Raw genomic sequence first — 16891 nt, 5'->3', positions numbered from 1 at the left:
GCCAGGAACTGCCGACAGGAGCAAGGGTCGTTCGCGCGAACTGGTCGGATAATCCTTGGCTGCCGCCTGAGCTAGAACAGGAGCGTCTGGATTGCCTGAGGACCGATCCTGATCAGTACCGGCACATCTGGGAAGGCGATTACGCGACCGTGCTGACCGGCGCCTATTACGCTGCGTCGCTGACAGCTGCGCGTTTTGAGGGCCGCATTGGCAAGGTTGCTCGCGATCCCCTCCTCCCGGTCAAGGCCTTCTGGGACATCGGCCTTCGTGACGCGACTGCAATCTGGATTGTGCAGTATGTGGGACGCGAGATCCGGGTGCTGGACTATTACGAGGCAGTGCGCCAGCCGCTGGCAGCGCATCTCGAATGGCTGCGCTCGAAGGGCTACGGCAATGCCGAATGCTTCCTGCCGCACGACGGTTCGCAAGAGGACGCCATCACTGCCATCCGCTTCGAAGACCATATTCGCTCTGCAGGTTTCGACGTCACTACTGTGCCGAACCAGGGCAAGGGGGCGGCACTGAAGCGCGTGGAGGCAAGCCGCCGCCTATTTCCGGCATTCTGGTTCAACGAGGCGACGTGCTCACCCGGGCTCGACGCTCTGGGCTGGTATCATGAGAAATTCGACGAAGCGCGAAACATCGGCCTCGGCCCTGAGCACGATTGGTCAAGCCACGGCGCCGACGCGTTCGGATTGATCAGCGTGGCGTACGAGGAGCCGCGGAAGCCACCCGTCTATCAACCGCGCGACATGAGCTGGGTGGTTTAGCCCCAGCGCCATCAGACCCTTATCACCTTGATCTACTTGCCTAAAAATCCTTTGTGAGCACACTGCAAACGGTGGTTTGCAGTCTGAACACATAGAGATTTCGGGATGTCGAGCGCCGTTGCCTATTATCGGGTTTCAACGCAGCGACAAGGTCGATCAGGTCTAGGCATCGAAGCGCAACGCGCAGCCATAGCTCGATTTGCAGAAGCTGAAGGTATCGGCATTGTCCAGGAGTTCACCGAGGTCGAAACCGGGAAAGGGTCGGACGCTCTGGATCGGCGCCCACGATTGGCAGCGGCCCTCGCCCAGGCGCGACAAGCCAAGTGCCCGGTGATCGTCGCCAAGCTCGATCGACTGTCGCGCGACGTCGCGTTCATCGCTGGTCTTATGGTCCAGCGCGTGCCCTTCATCGTGGCCGAACTCGGAGCCGATGCCGACCCTTTCATGCTCCACCTCTATGCCGCTCTCGCCGAGAAGGAGCGCCGTCTGATCTCGGAACGCACGAAAGCTGCCCTCGCCTCACGCAAGGCTACTGGTATCAAGCTCGGTAATCCGATCAACACCGCCGAAGCCGCGGCCAAGGGGCGTCAGATCGCGGCCGAAGAGGCGAATAGGTTCGCTGAGACAGTCCTGCCGATCATCGAGTCGATCCAGCGTTCCGGCATCACCAGCCTGCGCGGCCTGGCCATCGCCTTAAACAACCGAGGGGTTCGAACGGCGCGCGGCGGTCAGTGGCAGGTTTCGAACGTGAGGAATGTGCTGCGCCGCAGCTCGACTGGCGATTGAGGGTTTGATAGGCGGGAAAAATGCGCCGCTGCAGATAACCGCAATGGCCAGCGGGCAATCACTCATTCCAGAATTGCGGCAAGACGGCGTTGGACACGTCCTTCGGTCACAGTGCATTGAGAGCAACAGGACAGGGATTGTACGGGTGGCGTCCTACCGAGTCCACGAGTTGGACAGGTGACCCGTTCTCTCCCTCCTGATCTATGCTGTCGCAGACAATATGGCCAGCTTGGACTTATATTAGCACAGGCGTATATTTGTGCGTCAGCCGGGCGGGGTTCCACAGTTCCTAGAGCAACAAGTGACCGTCGTATCGATATTAAATGGAGGAAGTTATGGCAGATGGAATGTTGAAAGGAAATCGGAACTCCGACCTCATCCGACGTGGCTATACGGCGCCGAGGCCGTGTGGCTGATCAGCGGTCAAGTCGGATTCGGTTTCGGGGACAAGGTCGACCAAACCGGCCCGTGGCTCAAGCCGGGAGCTTTTTTTGCGCTCCAGCCTGGTGGCAAACACTACGTGTGGACCGGGGACGAAGGAGGGGTCATTGACGTACAGGTCAGCGCCCCTGGTGGTATCACTTTCGTCAACCCGGCTGACGCTCCAAAGAAGAAATGAGAGCCGCGCAACTGGCCGATGGCCGGGCATGGCGATCGATGCCCTGTCCTTGATCCGAGAACGGCCCGGCACCAAGCAGGGCTGGGCCTGACCGCCTAGGGTTCGGCGGACCCGATGGTCTTCATCGGCCGCCGTTCCAGCAGCATCGATCCCAACTTGGCAGCCAGGCTTGTGTCCGGCTCCGCGAAATGGCGGACCGCCGACGCATCCTTATGGGGTGTGGGGTTACACGAAAGCGTCGGGCGCCTATGACCAGAACGCGTCCCAGGCATAGAGATCGTAGGTATACTCACGGCCGTCTACAACCTTGCCGTTTTTGATTTCGTAGACAATGCATGTGAGCACATCCAGCCGTTTGCCGTTTCGCGCTGCCGTATCTCGATGAACTGCCACTACCGATCCGTCGTCGTTCTCCGTTACGTGCAACAGGTCTGATTTGAACGTTCCCTGTGTCTCGCTTCCCAACCGACCGAAATAGTCGAAAATCGCCTCGTGGCCTCTTCCCCGGACTATGCCATGCGCAAGAATCGTCCATCAATTGCGCGAGCGTGTTGAAGTCTCCTGCTTCGAACGGCTTGATAGCGGGAGACTACAAAGGTTGGGGTGGCTGTGCGGAGGTACGACATAGTGGGGTGGAAATTTGACGCGGGCAACGCTCCAATCTCCGGATTGCGCCAGGACAGCGACTTTGGCGCCGGGTGGGAGGTCTCCAATGTCTTGCCACTTCAGGTCAGCACTGTCGGTCGTTAGCACGGACGCCTACGCGCTCATTCTTGCGCCATCGAACAACAGTCCTATAAGCGATCCCATCAACGGGGACATAAGAGCAGAAAGCGTTCAGGAATCTGAAGGTCTGCGGCCACCTTCAGTTCAGCTCCGTTCGAGTGCTGATTGCGCATAGAGCAGCTGATCTCGGAATTTTGGAAGCCGGTGATGATTGTTGCGCCCTTCAGGACGCGCGGGCGATGTTCTCGACGGGGACCGTTTGAGGGAGGTGGGGTTTCCATTGCCTCATAACGCGAACGGGCTTCTGGCGCTCCCATCGGGCCAGAAATCATCATGGCCCGGCAACCGAAGCGAGGTCAAATCCCTCGAATTGGGAAGCGCCCGCTACGTTGCCGCAGCGAGCGCTCCAGTGGTCCCCGCATCCCCCTCGCAGGGCAAGACCGTACGCCTCGCTGAGATCGATAATAAGCGCCGCCTAGTTGAATCGCTGCATATTCAAGCTACGTGACTTTTCTGCCACTAGACACAAAACAGCCCGGCCACTGAAGCAGCCCTCTCGTGGATCGGTTGGAAAAGAAGGTCTCTGAAACGTCGCGCCCAACTCGGGCGAGAGACGGAATGAGCACTGGCCGCTAGCAAATTGCCGCTATCGCCCTAGCTATCAGTGGATGAGTTACGATAAACGGCGTGCCGCGAAGCACGAGGCCACCACTGAATCCGCACGGGCGATAATCGATAGCGAAGCGGCCCGGAGGAAAGCGAAAACCGACAGACTTCGCGCGGCCAGGATAGCGCAGCAGCCACCCGTCAAAGAAAAGGCCCGGAAGCCGAAGCCCCGGGCCTAGATCTGTAGGGATGGTCTAACATCTACCTTACCCTAATTCGCCCAGCCCCCACATCACACATTCGCGATTGCAAAAAAAGCCCGGGCCAAAACCTCCCGAGGTCGGGAGGTTCAGGTCTTTAGACCGAGCGGCGGCGTTCAGCAGAATTTCGCGCGCCTGGACCTTCATTCGAGCGTCCTGCTCCAGGAGTGAGACAAACCCCTTAAGCTGGTCGTCTCCAACAAGCACTTCCAGAAACTTCGGCCTTAGCCTGCGCAGTATGTCACGCTGCTGCGAAAGCTCCTCTGATATGATCTGGACCAACTCGCCTAAGTCTTCGCGGCCGGTTTCGTAAACAATATCGATTGACCGGCTGCTCGGTGATGTCCAATTCGGCTCAGTCCGATGCCGTCGAGGTCCAGGGGTCGGCTGGCCTTCAGGCCGACTGCCTGATCGCGGTCGGCGGCGTTTCGCTCACCAACCCGGTGACCACCGTCTGCAAGTCTCCGATCACCCAGGCCCTGCCGGCGTCCGACCCCTTCTCCAGCCTGCCAGCACCAGCGGCCGGCAACCCCTGCAAGACTGTCAACGGCAGCAAAACGTCGCAAACACTCCAGCCGGGAACCTACTGCAGCGGCATGGACCTCAAGGGCAATGTCACGCTGCAGCCCGGCACCTATGTCGTCCAGGGCAGTCTGAAAGTGAACGCCGGCGCGGTCATATCCGGAACCGGCGTGACCCTCTTCATGTCTGGCAGCAACACCGTCAGCATGAACGGAAACGCCACGGTGACGCTGAGCGCGCCGACCTCCGGCACCTATTCCGGCGTGCTGTTCTACGGCGACAGGACCGGCACTAGCACATCGAGCACCTTCAACGGCACGGCGAGTTCGCTTCTGACCGGCGCTCTCTATTTCCCCAAGCAGCAGGTCAACTATCTCGGCAACTTCTCGGGAAGCGGCGGCTGCACCCAGGTCGTCGCGGATAAGATCCAGTGGTCGGGCAGCACGACCATCAAATAGAACTGCTCCAGCCAGGGATGAAAGACATCCCGTCGGCCCAGTCGGTCGGAATCGTCGAGTAAGGGGGCCGCAGAGAGCGCGTCAACAGGCAATTCGCCGGCTATCTGCTCTTGCGATAGAGGTCCTTTGGGCTCGTATCCGGCGAATAAGTCAGCGTGACACGTCGGCCGCCGCAGACGGCGCATTTCATCTTCGGCCGCAGATCCCATTCCGTTGCGGATTCATCAGCTCCGAAGCGGTCGCGGAGTGCCGGCAGATCGAGCGCCTGATGGCGATGGCACTCCAGGCAGCCGGCCGTGACAGACATGCCGGCGTCGATAAGCTCCTGAAGTGTCCAGCCCATAGCCCTGGCTATGTAAGTTGCCAGACGTTGCGGGGCCCAGAACGGACAGAGAACAAAAAGCTCTAGAAGCCATCCCAGGGAGATTTGAAGGCGAATTTGTAGACCACTCGATTGGTATTATCGGTGACCCGCACCCATTCCGTCTCCTCCTGCCAATCCTGTACGTTGCGGCCGGTGACCCATTCTGCCGCGGATTTGGCCGAGACCGTCTTGGCATAGGAAACAGAGACTGGCTCCGCCCCCGACATCGTTTCAACGGTGTATCTGTTCATATAAAGGCGCCTTGCATCGAGCCGTGCCGCCGAGACAGTGAAAGAGCCCGCTTGGTGTGAGAAAGCGGCCTCTTTGTCGGGACCCTGCTGGGGCAGTCAGCTATGCCACGCCTGACGGCGGTGCCGCCCGCACCAATGCAAGAGCCCGCTCGCCTTGAGGGATGGCGAGCGGACCCTGGAGGGAAACCTCCCCGCGCGGCGCCGTGCCCCGAGGCCGGAGACACGTGCCGCGTAGACTCAACCAGGACACCGGTAGAAATGTTCCCTCCCGCCCGATGGACAGAAGTCCTAGAGGCTGACGCTTTGGTGCCATGCTGAAACCTTTCAGCGGGCTACATCATTTGATAGAGCCAGCCAGCGAGTCCCTTCATCGTCGGCAGCAGAGAGAGTGAATAGATGCCCGCCATCGCGTTGCCTGGGGTGGCGGGCAGCGTCGTTAACTCATTTGATGCAGTGACTTTTCACGCACATATGACTCGCGGAAAACGACCTCCCGAGTAAAATCCGGCGTGGCGGGGAATGCCGCATTCTGAGGGCGCCGAGGATGGCGAAAAAGTCCATATCCGCAGTCGATGCAGAGCTTATTCGATCAGCACTTAAAACCGCGATCTACGAGGACAAGCTGCCGGAAAGCGAGTGGCGGGATCAAGCCATCAAACTGATCCAGGTATTCACCGGCTCCAACACGACTGTAGACCCCAAATTGCTCGATTGGATTCTGCGAAAGTAGCGGCGGCACCTAGGCCGATTTCTTATCCTCCGCTTTTGCGAGCAGTCGCGACAAATGGAGTTCGTGAAGTTCCTGCACGCTTTCGAGAAGCGCAAGAAAGTCGAGCGCCTTGGCGGTGGGCAGTTCGAGCAGCTCCAATTGGGTTATGCGCTCCCGGTGCTGGGCGATGTGTCGTCTACCCAGATTAACGTGCCCCCGCACCATGCGGATGTCATCGCCAAGACCCATCAAATCTCAAGCTGGCCGGCTGCCTTAGGTTCCTTCCTCGCGGTGAAGGCCGATCGCCTGCCGAGTGCCTGCCTGATATCTTCGAGTATGTTGACCGCCGCGGGAAACTCTGGTGCAGGGAACTCGGGCGGCCCGGCCCGGCCTATCGTGGTGGTGACACAGGATTTTGCAGGCCGGGCCTGTCCTGAAATTTTGGGTTCCAGGCTTCGGGCAGAATTGCATCCTTCCCAAAGCTACACAAGGTCCATTAGCGACCGCTTGACGAAGCCGCCGGGCGAACCAGACTCGTTAACCATGGGCAAGGGCATCAAGATTGGCGATGAGGTCGCTATCACAGCCAAGGTACGCAGGCGCGTCACTGAGGATCGGGTAAGCGTATCGATCCCGTCTTACGGCCAGCCTCATTCGATCGTTAACCGAATATTGGTGGTGAAGCAGGGCCAGGAGATCGAGCCTCGAGGTGATGTCACCCGCATCGATGAAGGCAAAGTGACCATCAATCCAGGCATTCCCGTCACGGTGTATGCCGACACCGTCAGACTGGTGACGCCCTACAAGCCGCCGACGAGGAAGACGCCGCTCGTGGATAAGCCTACTTAAGCGATCGCTAAGAACTGGTGCGAAGACGCCAGCCGTTGGGGGATTCAGAGCGAATCCATTTCGATCTAAGATTCAGAAATGGAATGGCTTGATGATCTTGCTCGCATCCTGAAGGCCCCGCAAACCCGCCTGCGGGACCGCTACGGCGCTGCGCCTGGCAGAAATCGGTGTTGGTATTGCTGTTGGGCTCGCGGTCGCGGGTAAAGCCGATCATGGCATGCGCCACTGGCCAGTTGCGCCGCTGACTTTCCTCAAATAGAGAGGGTTTGTCAGACAAAAGGGACTCCTCACGCATGACCGACCAGACCGACACCGATGGCTCTGAACTAGTGGACCTCACCGCCGACATCGTCTCCGCTTATGTTAGCAATAATCCCGTCCCGGTAACCGGCCTGCCAGATCTGATCGCGTCGGTGTATTCATCGCTCACCGGTATCGGTCATGCGACTGCAGTTGAGCAGCAGAAACAGGAACCTGCGGTCAATCCGAAGCGTTCGGTATTCCCCGATCACATCGTCTGCCTCGAGGACGGCAAGAAGTTCAAGTCGCTGAAGCGGCACCTGTCGACCGACCATGGACTGACGCCTGACGAGTATCGGGCCAGGTGGGGATTGAAGCCTGACTATCCTATGGTCGCGCCGAACTACGCTGCCCAGCGCTCTGAATTGGCGAAGGCCAGCGGGTTGGGACGGAAGCCTGTCGCCAAGCCGGCAAAAGGCAATGGCAAAAAACCCTCGACACGGTGACTGCGGAGCCCTGCCCGTTTGACTACATCGCCGCAATCGGCGCCGTGATGCTCGTCAACGCCATCTTGCGCTAGCTGTCTCGCAAAGCCCCGGCCGAATTCGGATGAACCCGGCCGGGGCCTGCGATTGGATCCTAAGCTGGTATCAGAACGGCGATGCGGTGAATGCCGACACCCTTGCTCGTATTCGTCGCCTCGTCGGTCTTGCCCTTGGAGCACGTATATACGTCGCCTTCCTTGAGCTTGAACTGTTTGTCGGTCTTCTTGATGGTGAATTCGCCCGCAGTGATGGTGCATACCATATCGTTGTCCATCACCATCGCCGGTGCATGTGCACCGGGCTGGAACACGACGTCCACGATGGAGATGCTCTTATAGGGAGGGATGTCAGAGTTCCCGGTGCCAACCTCCACCACTCGGACGCCAGGGGCGATTTCCTTGCCCTCCTTCGGGCCATACGTCTTCGTTTTTGCTGACGCCGCCAAGGTGAATAAGGGCATTGCCGCGGCAGCCGCTAAGCCCAAAGCGATTGTAGATCTGCGATTTATGGCTTTCATCGCATCCTCCCAGGGACACTCATCGCGCGGGAATGTGCACGACCGCTAATTCTAGTCCTTTTTCCCATGGCTTAAATCGTCAATGGCTGCTCGATGGCGCCTTGCGCTCGCTGGCGCCTCTGGCAGGCGGCAAGGAACGCTGTTCGGCCTGCGTCGGGAACAGAAGTAAGCTGCCTTTTCGGCAAGTTCGAGAGCCGATCATTTCTTTAAGGTCTTTCGGGCTCGTATCTGGCGAATAGGTCAGGGTGACGCGCCTGCCGCCGCAAATGGCGCATTTCATCCTTGGCCGCAGATCCCATTCCATGGCGGGAGCATTAGCGCCGAAGCGATCGCGTAGCGCCGGCAGGTCGAGCGCCTGATGGCGATGACAGTCGAGGCAGACGGCCGTGACAGACATGCCGGCGTCGATCAGCTCTTGAAGTGTCCAGCCGTCATGTTGGCGATGCAAGGCGGGCTCGGCCTTTTGGCTGGATTTCATTTTATTAGCAGATGCGCTCAAATAGAGAGGTTTGTCAGACAAAAGAGATTTCGCATGTCACTAGTGGACCTCACCGCCGACATCGTCTCCGCTTATGTTAGCAATAATCTCGTCTCGGCCACTGACTTGGCGGATTTGATCGCGTCTGTGTATTACTCGCTCACCGGCGCAGCCCTGCTGCCAAAGCAGGAGCCTGCCGTCGACCCGGAGCGCTCGGTTTTCCCCGATCACATCATCTGCCTGGAGGACGGCAAGAAGTTCATGTCGCTCAAGCGGCACCTGATGACCGATCACGGTCTTACGCCAAAGCAGTATCGCGCGAAATGGAACCTGCCGGCAGACCATCCAATGGTGGCCCCGAACTATGCGGAGCGGCGATCGGCGTTGGCGAAGGCGTTGGGTTTTCAGCCGAAGGCTGCAGCTAACCCGGCGAAGAAAGCGCCAAGCGGAGCGTGAGGTAAGGCGGTGCAAGAGCCCGCCCGCCTTGAGGGGGGACGAGCGGGGCTCCCAACGGCGCGGGCGCCTCGCAAAGCGCCGCGCCGCGAAACCAAATCTGCCAACTGGTGGAATGTTCCTGCCGGATGCGACCGAAGTCGCATGGGCTGACGCTTTGGTCCCTACCCTGAAACCTTCGTCGTGCTACATCATTTGATAGAGCCGGCGAGTGAGAGGTCCCTTCATCGTCGGCCGCAGAAAGAGTGATAGATGCCCGCCGTCCGTTGCCTGGGTGACGGGCATCTGTTTTGGATGTCAGCCTGCCAAGCCGCCCCCACGGTGCTGCATCGCCTCGCTCACGAGGTGAAACACGCTATCGACCTCCTCGTATATCTCTTTGGGCGCGATGCCCTGACGCCCGGCAGAAGCCAGGAGTTCAACGACAAGATCGGCAACGGCCCCCGGGTCGTCGGTGCTCGCGTTTGGCAGATGTTCTGCCATCCATCGGTCCAGAAATTTCAAAGCCCGCGCGCTCATGCTGAGGAACAGCGGGCCGCGATCTTAGGTTCCCCCTCGAAGCCCTGCAGCCTCGCATGACGCAACGTATGCTCCCCGCGAAGGAAACGGACTCGGCCGGTGATGCCTGGCTTTATCCACTCGACATCATCCGCAAAGGCGCTCGGGACAGGCTGCGCCGGCTTGGATGCCCTGGCCTCTTGGACACGCTTCCAGAGACGTTCCCTGAGGCCCTGAGGCAGCGTGACGGCAGCGGTTCCGGCATAGCGGCCATTTCGGGCCATGATCGCCGCTGCTGGCCTTCCTGGCTCGCGTCTGATGCCCAGAAGCTCGAAGTCAGCGACATTCCAACATCTCGTTTTCACCCAGGACTCGACCTTCCCGCTTCGTCGTTTCGAGACCATGCCTTCGAGGCCCATCTTGTCGACAGATGACCGTTACCACGGTTGCGAGCGCCTGATGACGTTCTATCGGCCGTTGACGCCGCACATGAATTTCGAGGCCCATCACGAATTTAGTTGGACCTGTTTTTTTGCCCCGCTAGGCACAAGTTCAATCGGCCAAAGATAACAAAACAGATGCCCGTCACGGGGAATGGTGGGCATCTAGCTAGCTGCTACCGACGGCTCGGGCCAGGTCATGGGTGCTTGCGGGCCCGCCATTAGCTTTGGGCTCAGTGCTGGCCAAAACGGTCGGAACAATTGCTCGCCAGGAATGTTGTCGCATCAAGTGCTCCCGGCGATCGAGGTCGAGAGCCGAGGGATGCGCAAATAGCGCGCCCTCGGCTTTCCCTTTTTGGGAGAGCGACCGTGGTGACACCCAAAGACCCTGTTGTGACCGGTAATAAAGCAGTTCGCGCTCAAGTCGCGAAATACGTTCGTTCGCATCCTTATTTCCGTGTGCCAACTGATTGGCCGAAGAAGATATTAGTTCTCTTGAAGCGCTTGCGCTGATCGCTCCCGCGACACACTGAGGGGCACTCTCTCCAAGCACCGCCAGCCGCGACGATCGCAGCGCCAGCAATGCGGTCACTCCGGACAGGCGGAAGGGGTGGACGCCTTGCCAGTAGCCCCCGCATCAGGAACATTCGGGCACAGCCCACGTTGGGTTCTGTTCAGAAAAAAGGAGCAGGACGATGCACAAGGACGAAGTAAAGGGCTCTGCCAAGAAACTTCGGGGTGAGGTGAAAGACAAGGTCGGGAAGGCGACGGGCGATGACAAGCTTCGCGCCGACGGAGCGGCTGACAAGGCCGAGGGCACATTGCAGAAGGGCGTAGGCAAGGCAAAGGAAGCCGTCCGAGACGCCTTGAAGGATTGATGTTCAGGTTCGGGCGGCCGGGGTCCGACAGTCGCAATTCCTGATCCAGGCCGAACACTGCAAGAACTGACGCGCGGCATGTCCGTAACGGGCGGGTGCCTCGAGTACCCCATCTGCGGCTCCATCTGCAGCGCTCAGTAATCGTTTTTGGCGGTTATGCTCCTGCTATGGAATGGGATCTGAAGCCGAAGATGAAACGCGCAGTCTGCGGCGGCAGGCGTGTCACGCTGACCTTTTCGCCAGACACCAGCCCGAGAGACCTTCACCACAAAAGAGCGTAAGGGTTTTCTACGGCGCGCGTTTCGTCTGCCGCCGCCGCCACATTCTATTGTCCGTCTGGCGATCACCATCCGGACCTTCGGAGCGAGGTAGAAATGGCCCTTCAGCGCTAAAGACAATTCCCGCATCCTCCAAGGCCTGGCGGATAGCGGCAACATGGCGGGGATTCGGCTTCCTCGACCCGTTCTCAAAATCGAGGATCGTTGGTTCGCTAATATGCGCTTTGGCAGCGAGCCGCACTCGCGACCAGCTCAACAGAGCTCGTGCGGCTTTTGATTGTTCCCCCGACAGTAGGGCTCGTCTGTACATAGGCGTGGAACATTCAATATCCCTAAAATGTGCCGTTCGGCTTCGTCAGGGGTCCTCAAATATTCGTGAGCCCCGCGAACTCAGATCGCGGTGGGGCCGCCAGGCTCTGTTTTCGACCGATACTCCCAGACCCATCGCAGGATAGCTTCCTGGGAGGAGACCTTCGAGAATTGAGCAAGAAGGTGTATTGGGTCGTCATGCCTGGCCGTGCTGATCCGAAAGGCTATGAGCACTGTCGCGACGCCTCGGGCGACGCTGTCTCCGTTTGCGGAGGCCGCCGCTACCTTGTGCGCGGGTGAAAAGCCCGCCGCCAGACATAGCAGCGCGCCTTGACGCAAGCCGGATAGGACTTTGGGGGATGGGAGATCCGGCCGGCACTTTCGACGACGGATGCGATTTTTTTTGTTCCCGCTCCGCGCGCATATATTAGCATCCGCTTGACGACGGCGCCGGCCGCGCCAGACTCATCTAATGGCGAAGGGCAACATCAAGGTTGGCGACGAGGTCGCGATCAGGGGTACCGTGCGCAAGCGCGTAAAGAGGATAGGGTCAGCGTGTTGATCCCGTCATATCACCAGCCGCATTCAATCGTGGACATCACGCCAAACATCAGCAGCGGCCAGAAAATCGAGCTCATCGGCGAAGTCCTGCGCGTGGATGACGACACAGTGACGGTCGGCGGCAAGGATCTCGGCATCACCGTCAAGACGAGCACCGTGCGGCTGGTGACGAGCCATGTGGCGCCGAAGCGGAAGGTCTGAAGAAAAACCCGCCCTCCTAATACAGTCCTTGCTAAAAGGGCTGTAGCTGGCCGGCGGGTGCCGGCGACGTTTGCTTTCAGGGAGCGGCAAAGCTGACCTCTCCGGCAGGCATGTGCCGCTGGCGTGCGCAGCCGGTCAATCTCGAGCTGCTCCGGCTTCATCTGCCCATGGCCGGGAAACGCATGCTGCGGATCCGTCGACAGATCGCGCACCCATTTGCGCAGCACGTTCTCGTGGACATCGAGGTCGCGGGCAGCCTGGGCCGCCGCAACGCCCCGATCCTTGATCAATCTCACCGCCCCAAGCTTGAACTTGCGGCTGAACGTCCTTCCTTGCATTCCCACTCTCCAGTTCCGTCAAACACCTTATCTCGGTGTCCACAAAACCGGCAGCAAGGCCAATCAACCTGTCTTTTGGCCGTCACCTATCGAGCTAAGGATTTTGGCCGCTCAGACCTCTCGCGAAGTCTTCTTCCCTAAGCCTTTTGGAAAGGCAGAGGCCAAGCCCTTGGAAAAAACCGCAGGACAACCACCATGGCCGCGGCAATCAGCATGAAGCGGCCCTCGGCGAAGTTGTCGATCCTGGCCATGCTTTCGGATGCAAAGGTCAGAACGATCGCCGCGAATATGGGTCCATAGGACGATCTGGCTCCGCAGTCCAAGAAGGTGATGTGGCGCGATCTCGATCGAACCCGGTCGTGGTCTGGCAGCTCGACAGCCGGCCAAGCGCTCTTCGCGGTGCCGCATCGCCTGAAGGATCACCTCAAACAAGCTGCCGACTTCTCAGCGATCTCCTCGATCGAGATGCCTTCATGCTCAGCAGCTTTGGTGGCCTCCTCGATTAGGTAGAGGATGGCCTTGGGATCGTCGGTAATCCATTCGGCAGGTGTTCCGCCATCCATTTGTCGATGAAGTTGGCGCCGCGCGTGGTCATATCAGCACAAGCTTAGGAAGTGCGTTAAGTTCCGGAACCAAAGGGGTCACGTTGCAGCCGATCGCCGCCTCGCCCTATTAGTGGCCAATGAGCCATCTTCACCATTCATTCACGATATTAGCGCAGGCTCATTAGCGGACATGCTGGTACAGCGTACATGCCCTGGGCCCCGGTGAGCGACCCAGCGCCGGGGCCTTTTATCGTTGCCGATCAGATGTGGTTGTCCTCCCAACCATTCGAGGCGCGATCCAGAGCCATCCTGAGCTCGTCCGGGCTATCAATGCCGCCGGTGAAGAGCGCGATTATGCGGCGGGCCAAATGCTCCCGCGCCGGGTGAGGACCTACGATCCCGGCTTGCTCGCAATAGTCGTCCAGAATTCTGGTGAGTGTTGCCAACTGTTCGTCGTCAGCTATTCCGCGAAAGGGCATCTCGCATCTCCCCCTTGGGCGAAAGCGTGATGGACTCTTCCAAGCACCCGTATGCCGTTAGGAGGCGGGCGACAACATGACTGTATGCTACTTACCAGGATTAGCGAGTCAATTCGGTACTATCTTTCCCGGGTGTCCTGCCGCAGCCATCCCTTTGTTGAATTCGGCGGCTTCCTGTGCGGTGTCGAACGCACGCGCCGTGACCGTGCCATTGGGTGCAAGAATGACGGCTAGGAACGGTAATCCCTTAGCTGGCGGGTTATAAACCAGATATGCGGTCTGAGCAGCTTTCATCGTCCAATTTACATCGGGCTAGGGCCATTATCAAATTTGCCGGCCTGTCAGGCTTATAACCGATCGCGGCAGCAAAGCCGGATCGTGTGCACCTAGTGGCGCTGAAAACACTAGAGGGACTGCGACAGCTTCAGAGTTGCAGAATAGACGCCCGAGCCAGCTTCGTCCTGTACCGACACGACCAGCGTGCGATCCTGCGCCGCGACCGCCGTTTCCTCGCTCGCGATGTCGTGCAGCGCTTTTAGCGCTTCCTTCCGAGCGTCGTTGATGGTGGCCAGGTCCACCCAGGCGTCCCCAAGGCTTTCCCCATTCCAAACGACTTCGAACAGATAACGCGGCATTCGGATATTGTGACCCGCAGCAGACCGGCCTGCATTCAAATTTGAGGGTCTCAACGGTGTTCCACACCTTCCGCCTGTCCAGCGGCTACTTGCTTTTGCGATGATCCTTCGGGCTCGTATTCGGCGAATATGTCAGCGTGACACGCCTGCCGCCGCAGACTGCGCATTTCATCTTCGGCCGCAAGTCCCATTCCATCGCGGGAGCATCGGCGTCTAACCTATCCTGGAGCGCCGGCAGATCGAGCTTCTGATGGCGATTGCAATCAAGGCAGCCGGCCGTGACAGACATGCCCGCGTCGATAAGCTCTTGCAGTGTCCAGCCCGCGCCCATGCCGGGCGATGTAGGCAGCGAAGGAGGAGACCGCCAGTTTAAATTCAAGTCGCCGAAATCACGTCCTTCGAACCAAGCCCGGCGGCGCTCTCGCTGTCGTCAGGCGTGTGGTCGGCTCGCATGTGGCAATGCGGTCGCGGACGGAGTTAGGCTCGGCGGGCGCTATAAGAGCCTTGTACGTTGCGGTTCTCTGCAGCAATTCGCGCGAACGCCAGACGGCCGCCATTGATCGTTGCATTAATTCGGCGAAGTCGTCCTTGTCCGGTATTTTGAGCGTCTCAACGCAATATGCTTTCCGCTAAAGCATATAGGCGACCGCCAGCAAGGCAAGAGCCCGCTTGTGAGAGAAGGAGTACGAGCGGGCTCCATGCTTGCCTTTCAGGCGGCCCGGATAGAATGCCGGAAATACCCCGTGCCGCCGAAACCTATTCGCATCCCGTTGGGACGTTCCCTATTCAGACAGAAGACTTAGAGAATGACGCTTTGGTCCCTAGCCTGAAACCTTCACCGCGCTGCCTCATTTGATAGAGCCGGCGAGTGTGAGGTCCGTTCATCGTCGGTAGGAGAGAGATAGATGCCCCGCCGTCCCGTTGCCTGTGATGGGCGGGGCATCTGTTTGGGTCTCGGGAGCGTCTCGACGGCTGGCGATAAGCAGCCTAACAGCGCGCGTGGGCTGATATAAAAGCCTATGCCCATTTGATTTCGGATGCTGCGGGGATAAGCTGCCTGCGACTGGCCGGTGAGCTACCTCTCTATGACCAGCCATGGCCCGGCTGGTCTGGCGCTCCCCCTGTGGTTGCCAGCCGGGCCCTTGATCTTCCGCTCATTGAGCATCGTTGGATGCTATATTCCTTACCGTCGACCGCTTGCCAAGGTCGCTCGGCTTTGTTGACATTCTCGGTGCGAACAATTGCAACCAGCATCGCTTCGTGAGCGCTCACGATCTCCGAGCCCGATGCTAGGCGAATGGTCCGATGATGATTTGGAGAACATTCCAGCCGACAGTATCCATCCCAGCGACTGGCAAGCTGTCAGCTTCTTCGAGTGGGAAGAACTCGTGTTCTAGGCGACAAGATCGTGCCAGCAACGTTCACGCTCAACATGTGTGGTCCTCGAGAAAGTTAAGGGTCCATAGCGCCCCGGCCGAAAATTGTGGCAGTCGACCTAAGCCGACTCCCGTGGTGTCTCGTTTCAGGACAGGAATGCTGGCACCAGCCTTGCACCGCAGATGTTTGCCGGTTTGATTCCCGGCAGCTCGTCGGGCTTGAGAGTCGTTGTTGGGGACCTCGCCCGGCGAGTTCTTCCCTTAGTACAGGGATCAGGCGCTCAGCGAAGGAAGCTGCCGGCGCTCAAACAAGGCTATGATCTGGGCCGCCAGGGGACTCCCCTCGGGTAGATCGCCTCCCAGTTTCCTTCAGGGCCTCACCGAGGACCGCAGTTGGTCCAGGAGTGGCGAACCAGTTGTGCTGCATTGCATCGCCCAATTCGTGGCTTAATCAGTCACTTTTTGTGTCAATCGTCACATGGCGGCGAAACTTCAAGGTTACGCCCAAAAAGGAACACCGAATGCGCCCCGAGATGACAGCCCAGGTCCGCCCGGGACGCCGACGTTGCTATTTATGCACACCGGCTGGCAAGCGGGACCGGGATGCCGTCGCCGCATGCATCGAACTCCTATATGCTTAGCGTAAAGCTGGGAGCCCCAATGGCCTACACTGTGATCTGGTATGGGCGAAAAGGCATCATCGACAAGGTGACCTTCGACGCCGAAAAGACGGCCAGGGATCATGCAATTTCCATGTTCCAGACCCGAAAGGGTGATGACGGGGTCATATCCGTTGAAGTCCGCAAGGAAAACGGTGCGGTCGTCTTTAGTCATGCGGAAAACTAGAATTGCCCACCGAACCGAAAAGCCAAGACGCCCGCTCTGGTCGATGGAAGACCTTTGCGAACGGATGGGCGCCGTCGCGCCGAAGCCGGCAAGCGCGGTCCTTACAAAAGCGCTTAGCCTAACGCCGGATTCCTGAGAGCCGTTGATTCCTATGAGACCTGCTGGCGACCACATCACCGACGCACGGAACCAGGCTGAAAAGCTCCGAGTCGACAACGAGAAAATCCACGCGCTTCGGCAATCCTGCAATTGCTAAAATTGGAACTAGGTGTGAACCTTCAGAAGGTTGTCCATTCGGACCCGACCGAGGAGACTGGAGTTACCACGCTTCAGATTCGCCGGAGGGCCCGAATG

The 16891-nt window shown here is 59.0% G+C and carries 20 protein-coding genes and 3 pseudogenes; 11 read left to right on the top strand and 12 right to left on the bottom strand.

Going from position 1 to position 16891, the window contains the following annotated elements:
* From CK220_RS31005 to CK220_RS30995, 3 genes and pseudogenes are all read left to right on the top strand, one after another.
* Nucleotides 1-770: pseudogene (locus tag CK220_RS31005) on the top strand (PBSX family phage terminase large subunit); the annotation flags it as partial.
* Between the two features lie 105 nt (nt 771-875).
* Nucleotides 876-1556 (top strand): recombinase family protein, encoded by a 681-nt coding sequence (locus CK220_RS31000; RefSeq protein WP_095815143.1) that lies wholly within the window; start codon nt 876-878, stop codon nt 1554-1556.
* A 301-nt stretch (nt 1557-1857) separates the two neighbouring features.
* Nucleotides 1858-2175, top strand: a complete 318-nt coding sequence (locus CK220_RS30995; RefSeq protein WP_141245275.1) for a hypothetical protein — start codon at nt 1858-1860, stop codon at nt 2173-2175.
* A gap of 730 nt (nt 2176-2905) precedes the next feature.
* On the opposite strand, the pseudogene CK220_RS32760 reads toward CK220_RS30995, so the two are convergent.
* Nucleotides 2906-3182 (bottom strand): annotated as a pseudogene (locus CK220_RS32760) (PilZ domain-containing protein).
* A 926-nt stretch (nt 3183-4108) separates the two neighbouring features.
* Here CK220_RS32760 and CK220_RS30975 point away from each other — a divergent pair.
* Nucleotides 4109-4747 (top strand): hypothetical protein, encoded by a 639-nt coding sequence (locus CK220_RS30975; protein ID WP_245429477.1) that lies wholly within the window; start codon nt 4109-4111, stop codon nt 4745-4747.
* 100 nt (nt 4748-4847) lie between these two features.
* Here the strand turns inward: CK220_RS30975 and CK220_RS30970 are convergent, their stop codons facing one another.
* Entirely contained in the window at nt 4848-5054 is a 207-nt protein-coding gene (locus CK220_RS30970; protein ID WP_245429476.1) for a hypothetical protein, read from the bottom strand.
* Between the two features lie 98 nt (nt 5055-5152).
* Complete coding sequence (locus tag CK220_RS30965; RefSeq protein WP_095815138.1) at nt 5153-5362, bottom strand: hypothetical protein; 210 nt, start codon at nt 5360-5362, stop codon at nt 5153-5155.
* A gap of 544 nt (nt 5363-5906) precedes the next feature.
* Between CK220_RS30965 and CK220_RS30960 the strand changes: the two genes are divergently transcribed.
* Nucleotides 5907-6092 (top strand): hypothetical protein, encoded by a 186-nt coding sequence (locus CK220_RS30960; RefSeq protein WP_095815137.1) that lies wholly within the window; start codon nt 5907-5909, stop codon nt 6090-6092.
* A 54-nt stretch (nt 6093-6146) separates the two neighbouring features.
* A complete protein-coding gene (locus CK220_RS32965; RefSeq protein ID WP_348629683.1) occupies nt 6147-6920 on the top strand; it encodes a hypothetical protein in 774 nt (257 codons plus the stop codon).
* Nucleotides 6921-6927: 7 nt separating this feature from the next.
* Here CK220_RS32965 and CK220_RS31740 read toward each other — a convergent pair whose 3' ends face one another.
* A complete protein-coding gene (locus CK220_RS31740) occupies nt 6928-7197 on the bottom strand; it encodes a hypothetical protein (protein ID WP_141245274.1) in 270 nt (89 codons plus the stop codon).
* Between the two features lie 16 nt (nt 7198-7213).
* On the opposite strand from CK220_RS31740, the gene CK220_RS30950 reads away from it, so the two are divergent.
* A complete protein-coding gene (locus CK220_RS30950) occupies nt 7214-7666 on the top strand; it encodes a MucR family transcriptional regulator (protein WP_095815136.1) in 453 nt (150 codons plus the stop codon).
* 133 nt (nt 7667-7799) lie between these two features.
* Here CK220_RS30950 and CK220_RS30945 read toward each other — a convergent pair whose 3' ends face one another.
* Nucleotides 7800-8222 (bottom strand): hypothetical protein, encoded by a 423-nt coding sequence (locus CK220_RS30945; RefSeq protein WP_095815135.1) that lies wholly within the window; start codon nt 8220-8222, stop codon nt 7800-7802.
* A gap of 79 nt (nt 8223-8301) precedes the next feature.
* Nucleotides 8302-8742: a hypothetical protein gene (locus CK220_RS32220; protein ID WP_176479271.1), complete on the bottom strand. Its 441-nt coding sequence runs from the start codon at nt 8740-8742 to the stop codon at nt 8302-8304.
* Nucleotides 8743-8754: 12 nt separating this feature from the next.
* Here CK220_RS32220 and CK220_RS30935 point away from each other — a divergent pair, with 12 nt between their 5' ends.
* Nucleotides 8755-9156, top strand: a complete 402-nt coding sequence (locus CK220_RS30935) for a MucR family transcriptional regulator (RefSeq protein WP_095815134.1) — start codon at nt 8755-8757, stop codon at nt 9154-9156.
* Nucleotides 9157-9450: 294 nt separating this feature from the next.
* On the opposite strand, the gene CK220_RS30930 is transcribed toward CK220_RS30935, so the two are convergent.
* Nucleotides 9451-9636 carry a hypothetical protein gene (locus tag CK220_RS30930; RefSeq protein ID WP_245429475.1) on the bottom strand — a complete coding sequence of 62 codons (186 nt, stop codon included), beginning with the start codon at nt 9634-9636 and terminating at the stop codon, nt 9451-9453.
* Between the two features lie 1150 nt (nt 9637-10786).
* Here CK220_RS30930 and CK220_RS30920 point away from each other — a divergent pair.
* Nucleotides 10787-10969, top strand: coding sequence for a CsbD family protein (locus tag CK220_RS30920; RefSeq protein ID WP_095815131.1), 183 nt, complete (start codon nt 10787-10789; stop codon nt 10967-10969).
* Between the two features lie 288 nt (nt 10970-11257).
* On the opposite strand, the gene CK220_RS30915 is transcribed toward CK220_RS30920, so the two are convergent.
* Nucleotides 11258-11557, bottom strand: coding sequence for a helix-turn-helix transcriptional regulator (locus tag CK220_RS30915; RefSeq protein WP_095815130.1), 300 nt, complete (start codon nt 11555-11557; stop codon nt 11258-11260).
* 554 nt (nt 11558-12111) lie between these two features.
* Here CK220_RS30915 and CK220_RS30910 point away from each other — a divergent pair.
* Nucleotides 12112-12318: a hypothetical protein gene (locus tag CK220_RS30910; protein ID WP_348629684.1), complete on the top strand. Its 207-nt coding sequence runs from the start codon at nt 12112-12114 to the stop codon at nt 12316-12318.
* 125 nt (nt 12319-12443) lie between these two features.
* Here the strand turns inward: CK220_RS30910 and CK220_RS30905 are convergent.
* The 4 genes and pseudogenes from CK220_RS30905 to CK220_RS30890 form a co-directional block, all read right to left on the bottom strand.
* Nucleotides 12444-12656, bottom strand: a pseudogene (locus CK220_RS30905) (transposase); the annotation flags it as partial.
* Nucleotides 12657-13075: 419 nt separating this feature from the next.
* Nucleotides 13076-13219, bottom strand: coding sequence for a hypothetical protein (locus CK220_RS32755; protein ID WP_245429474.1), 144 nt, complete (start codon nt 13217-13219; stop codon nt 13076-13078).
* A 242-nt stretch (nt 13220-13461) separates the two neighbouring features.
* A complete protein-coding gene (locus CK220_RS30895) occupies nt 13462-13680 on the bottom strand; it encodes a hypothetical protein (protein ID WP_095815128.1) in 219 nt (72 codons plus the stop codon).
* Between the two features lie 404 nt (nt 13681-14084).
* Nucleotides 14085-14315, bottom strand: a complete 231-nt coding sequence (locus CK220_RS30890; RefSeq protein WP_095815127.1) for a hypothetical protein — start codon at nt 14313-14315, stop codon at nt 14085-14087.
* A 2036-nt stretch (nt 14316-16351) separates the two neighbouring features.
* On the opposite strand from CK220_RS30890, the gene CK220_RS30880 reads away from it, so the two are divergent.
* Entirely contained in the window at nt 16352-16537 is a 186-nt protein-coding gene (locus CK220_RS30880) for a hypothetical protein (RefSeq protein ID WP_141245272.1), read from the top strand.
* Nucleotides 16538-16891: the final 354 nt, after the last annotated feature.

The organism is Mesorhizobium sp. WSM3860 (genome assembly GCF_002294995.1).
In the GTDB taxonomy this organism is placed as follows: Bacteria; Pseudomonadota; Alphaproteobacteria; order Rhizobiales; family Rhizobiaceae; genus Mesorhizobium.
Note: the sequence above shows the minus strand (reverse complement) of the source record. Positions and strands in the feature narration are given on the sequence as shown.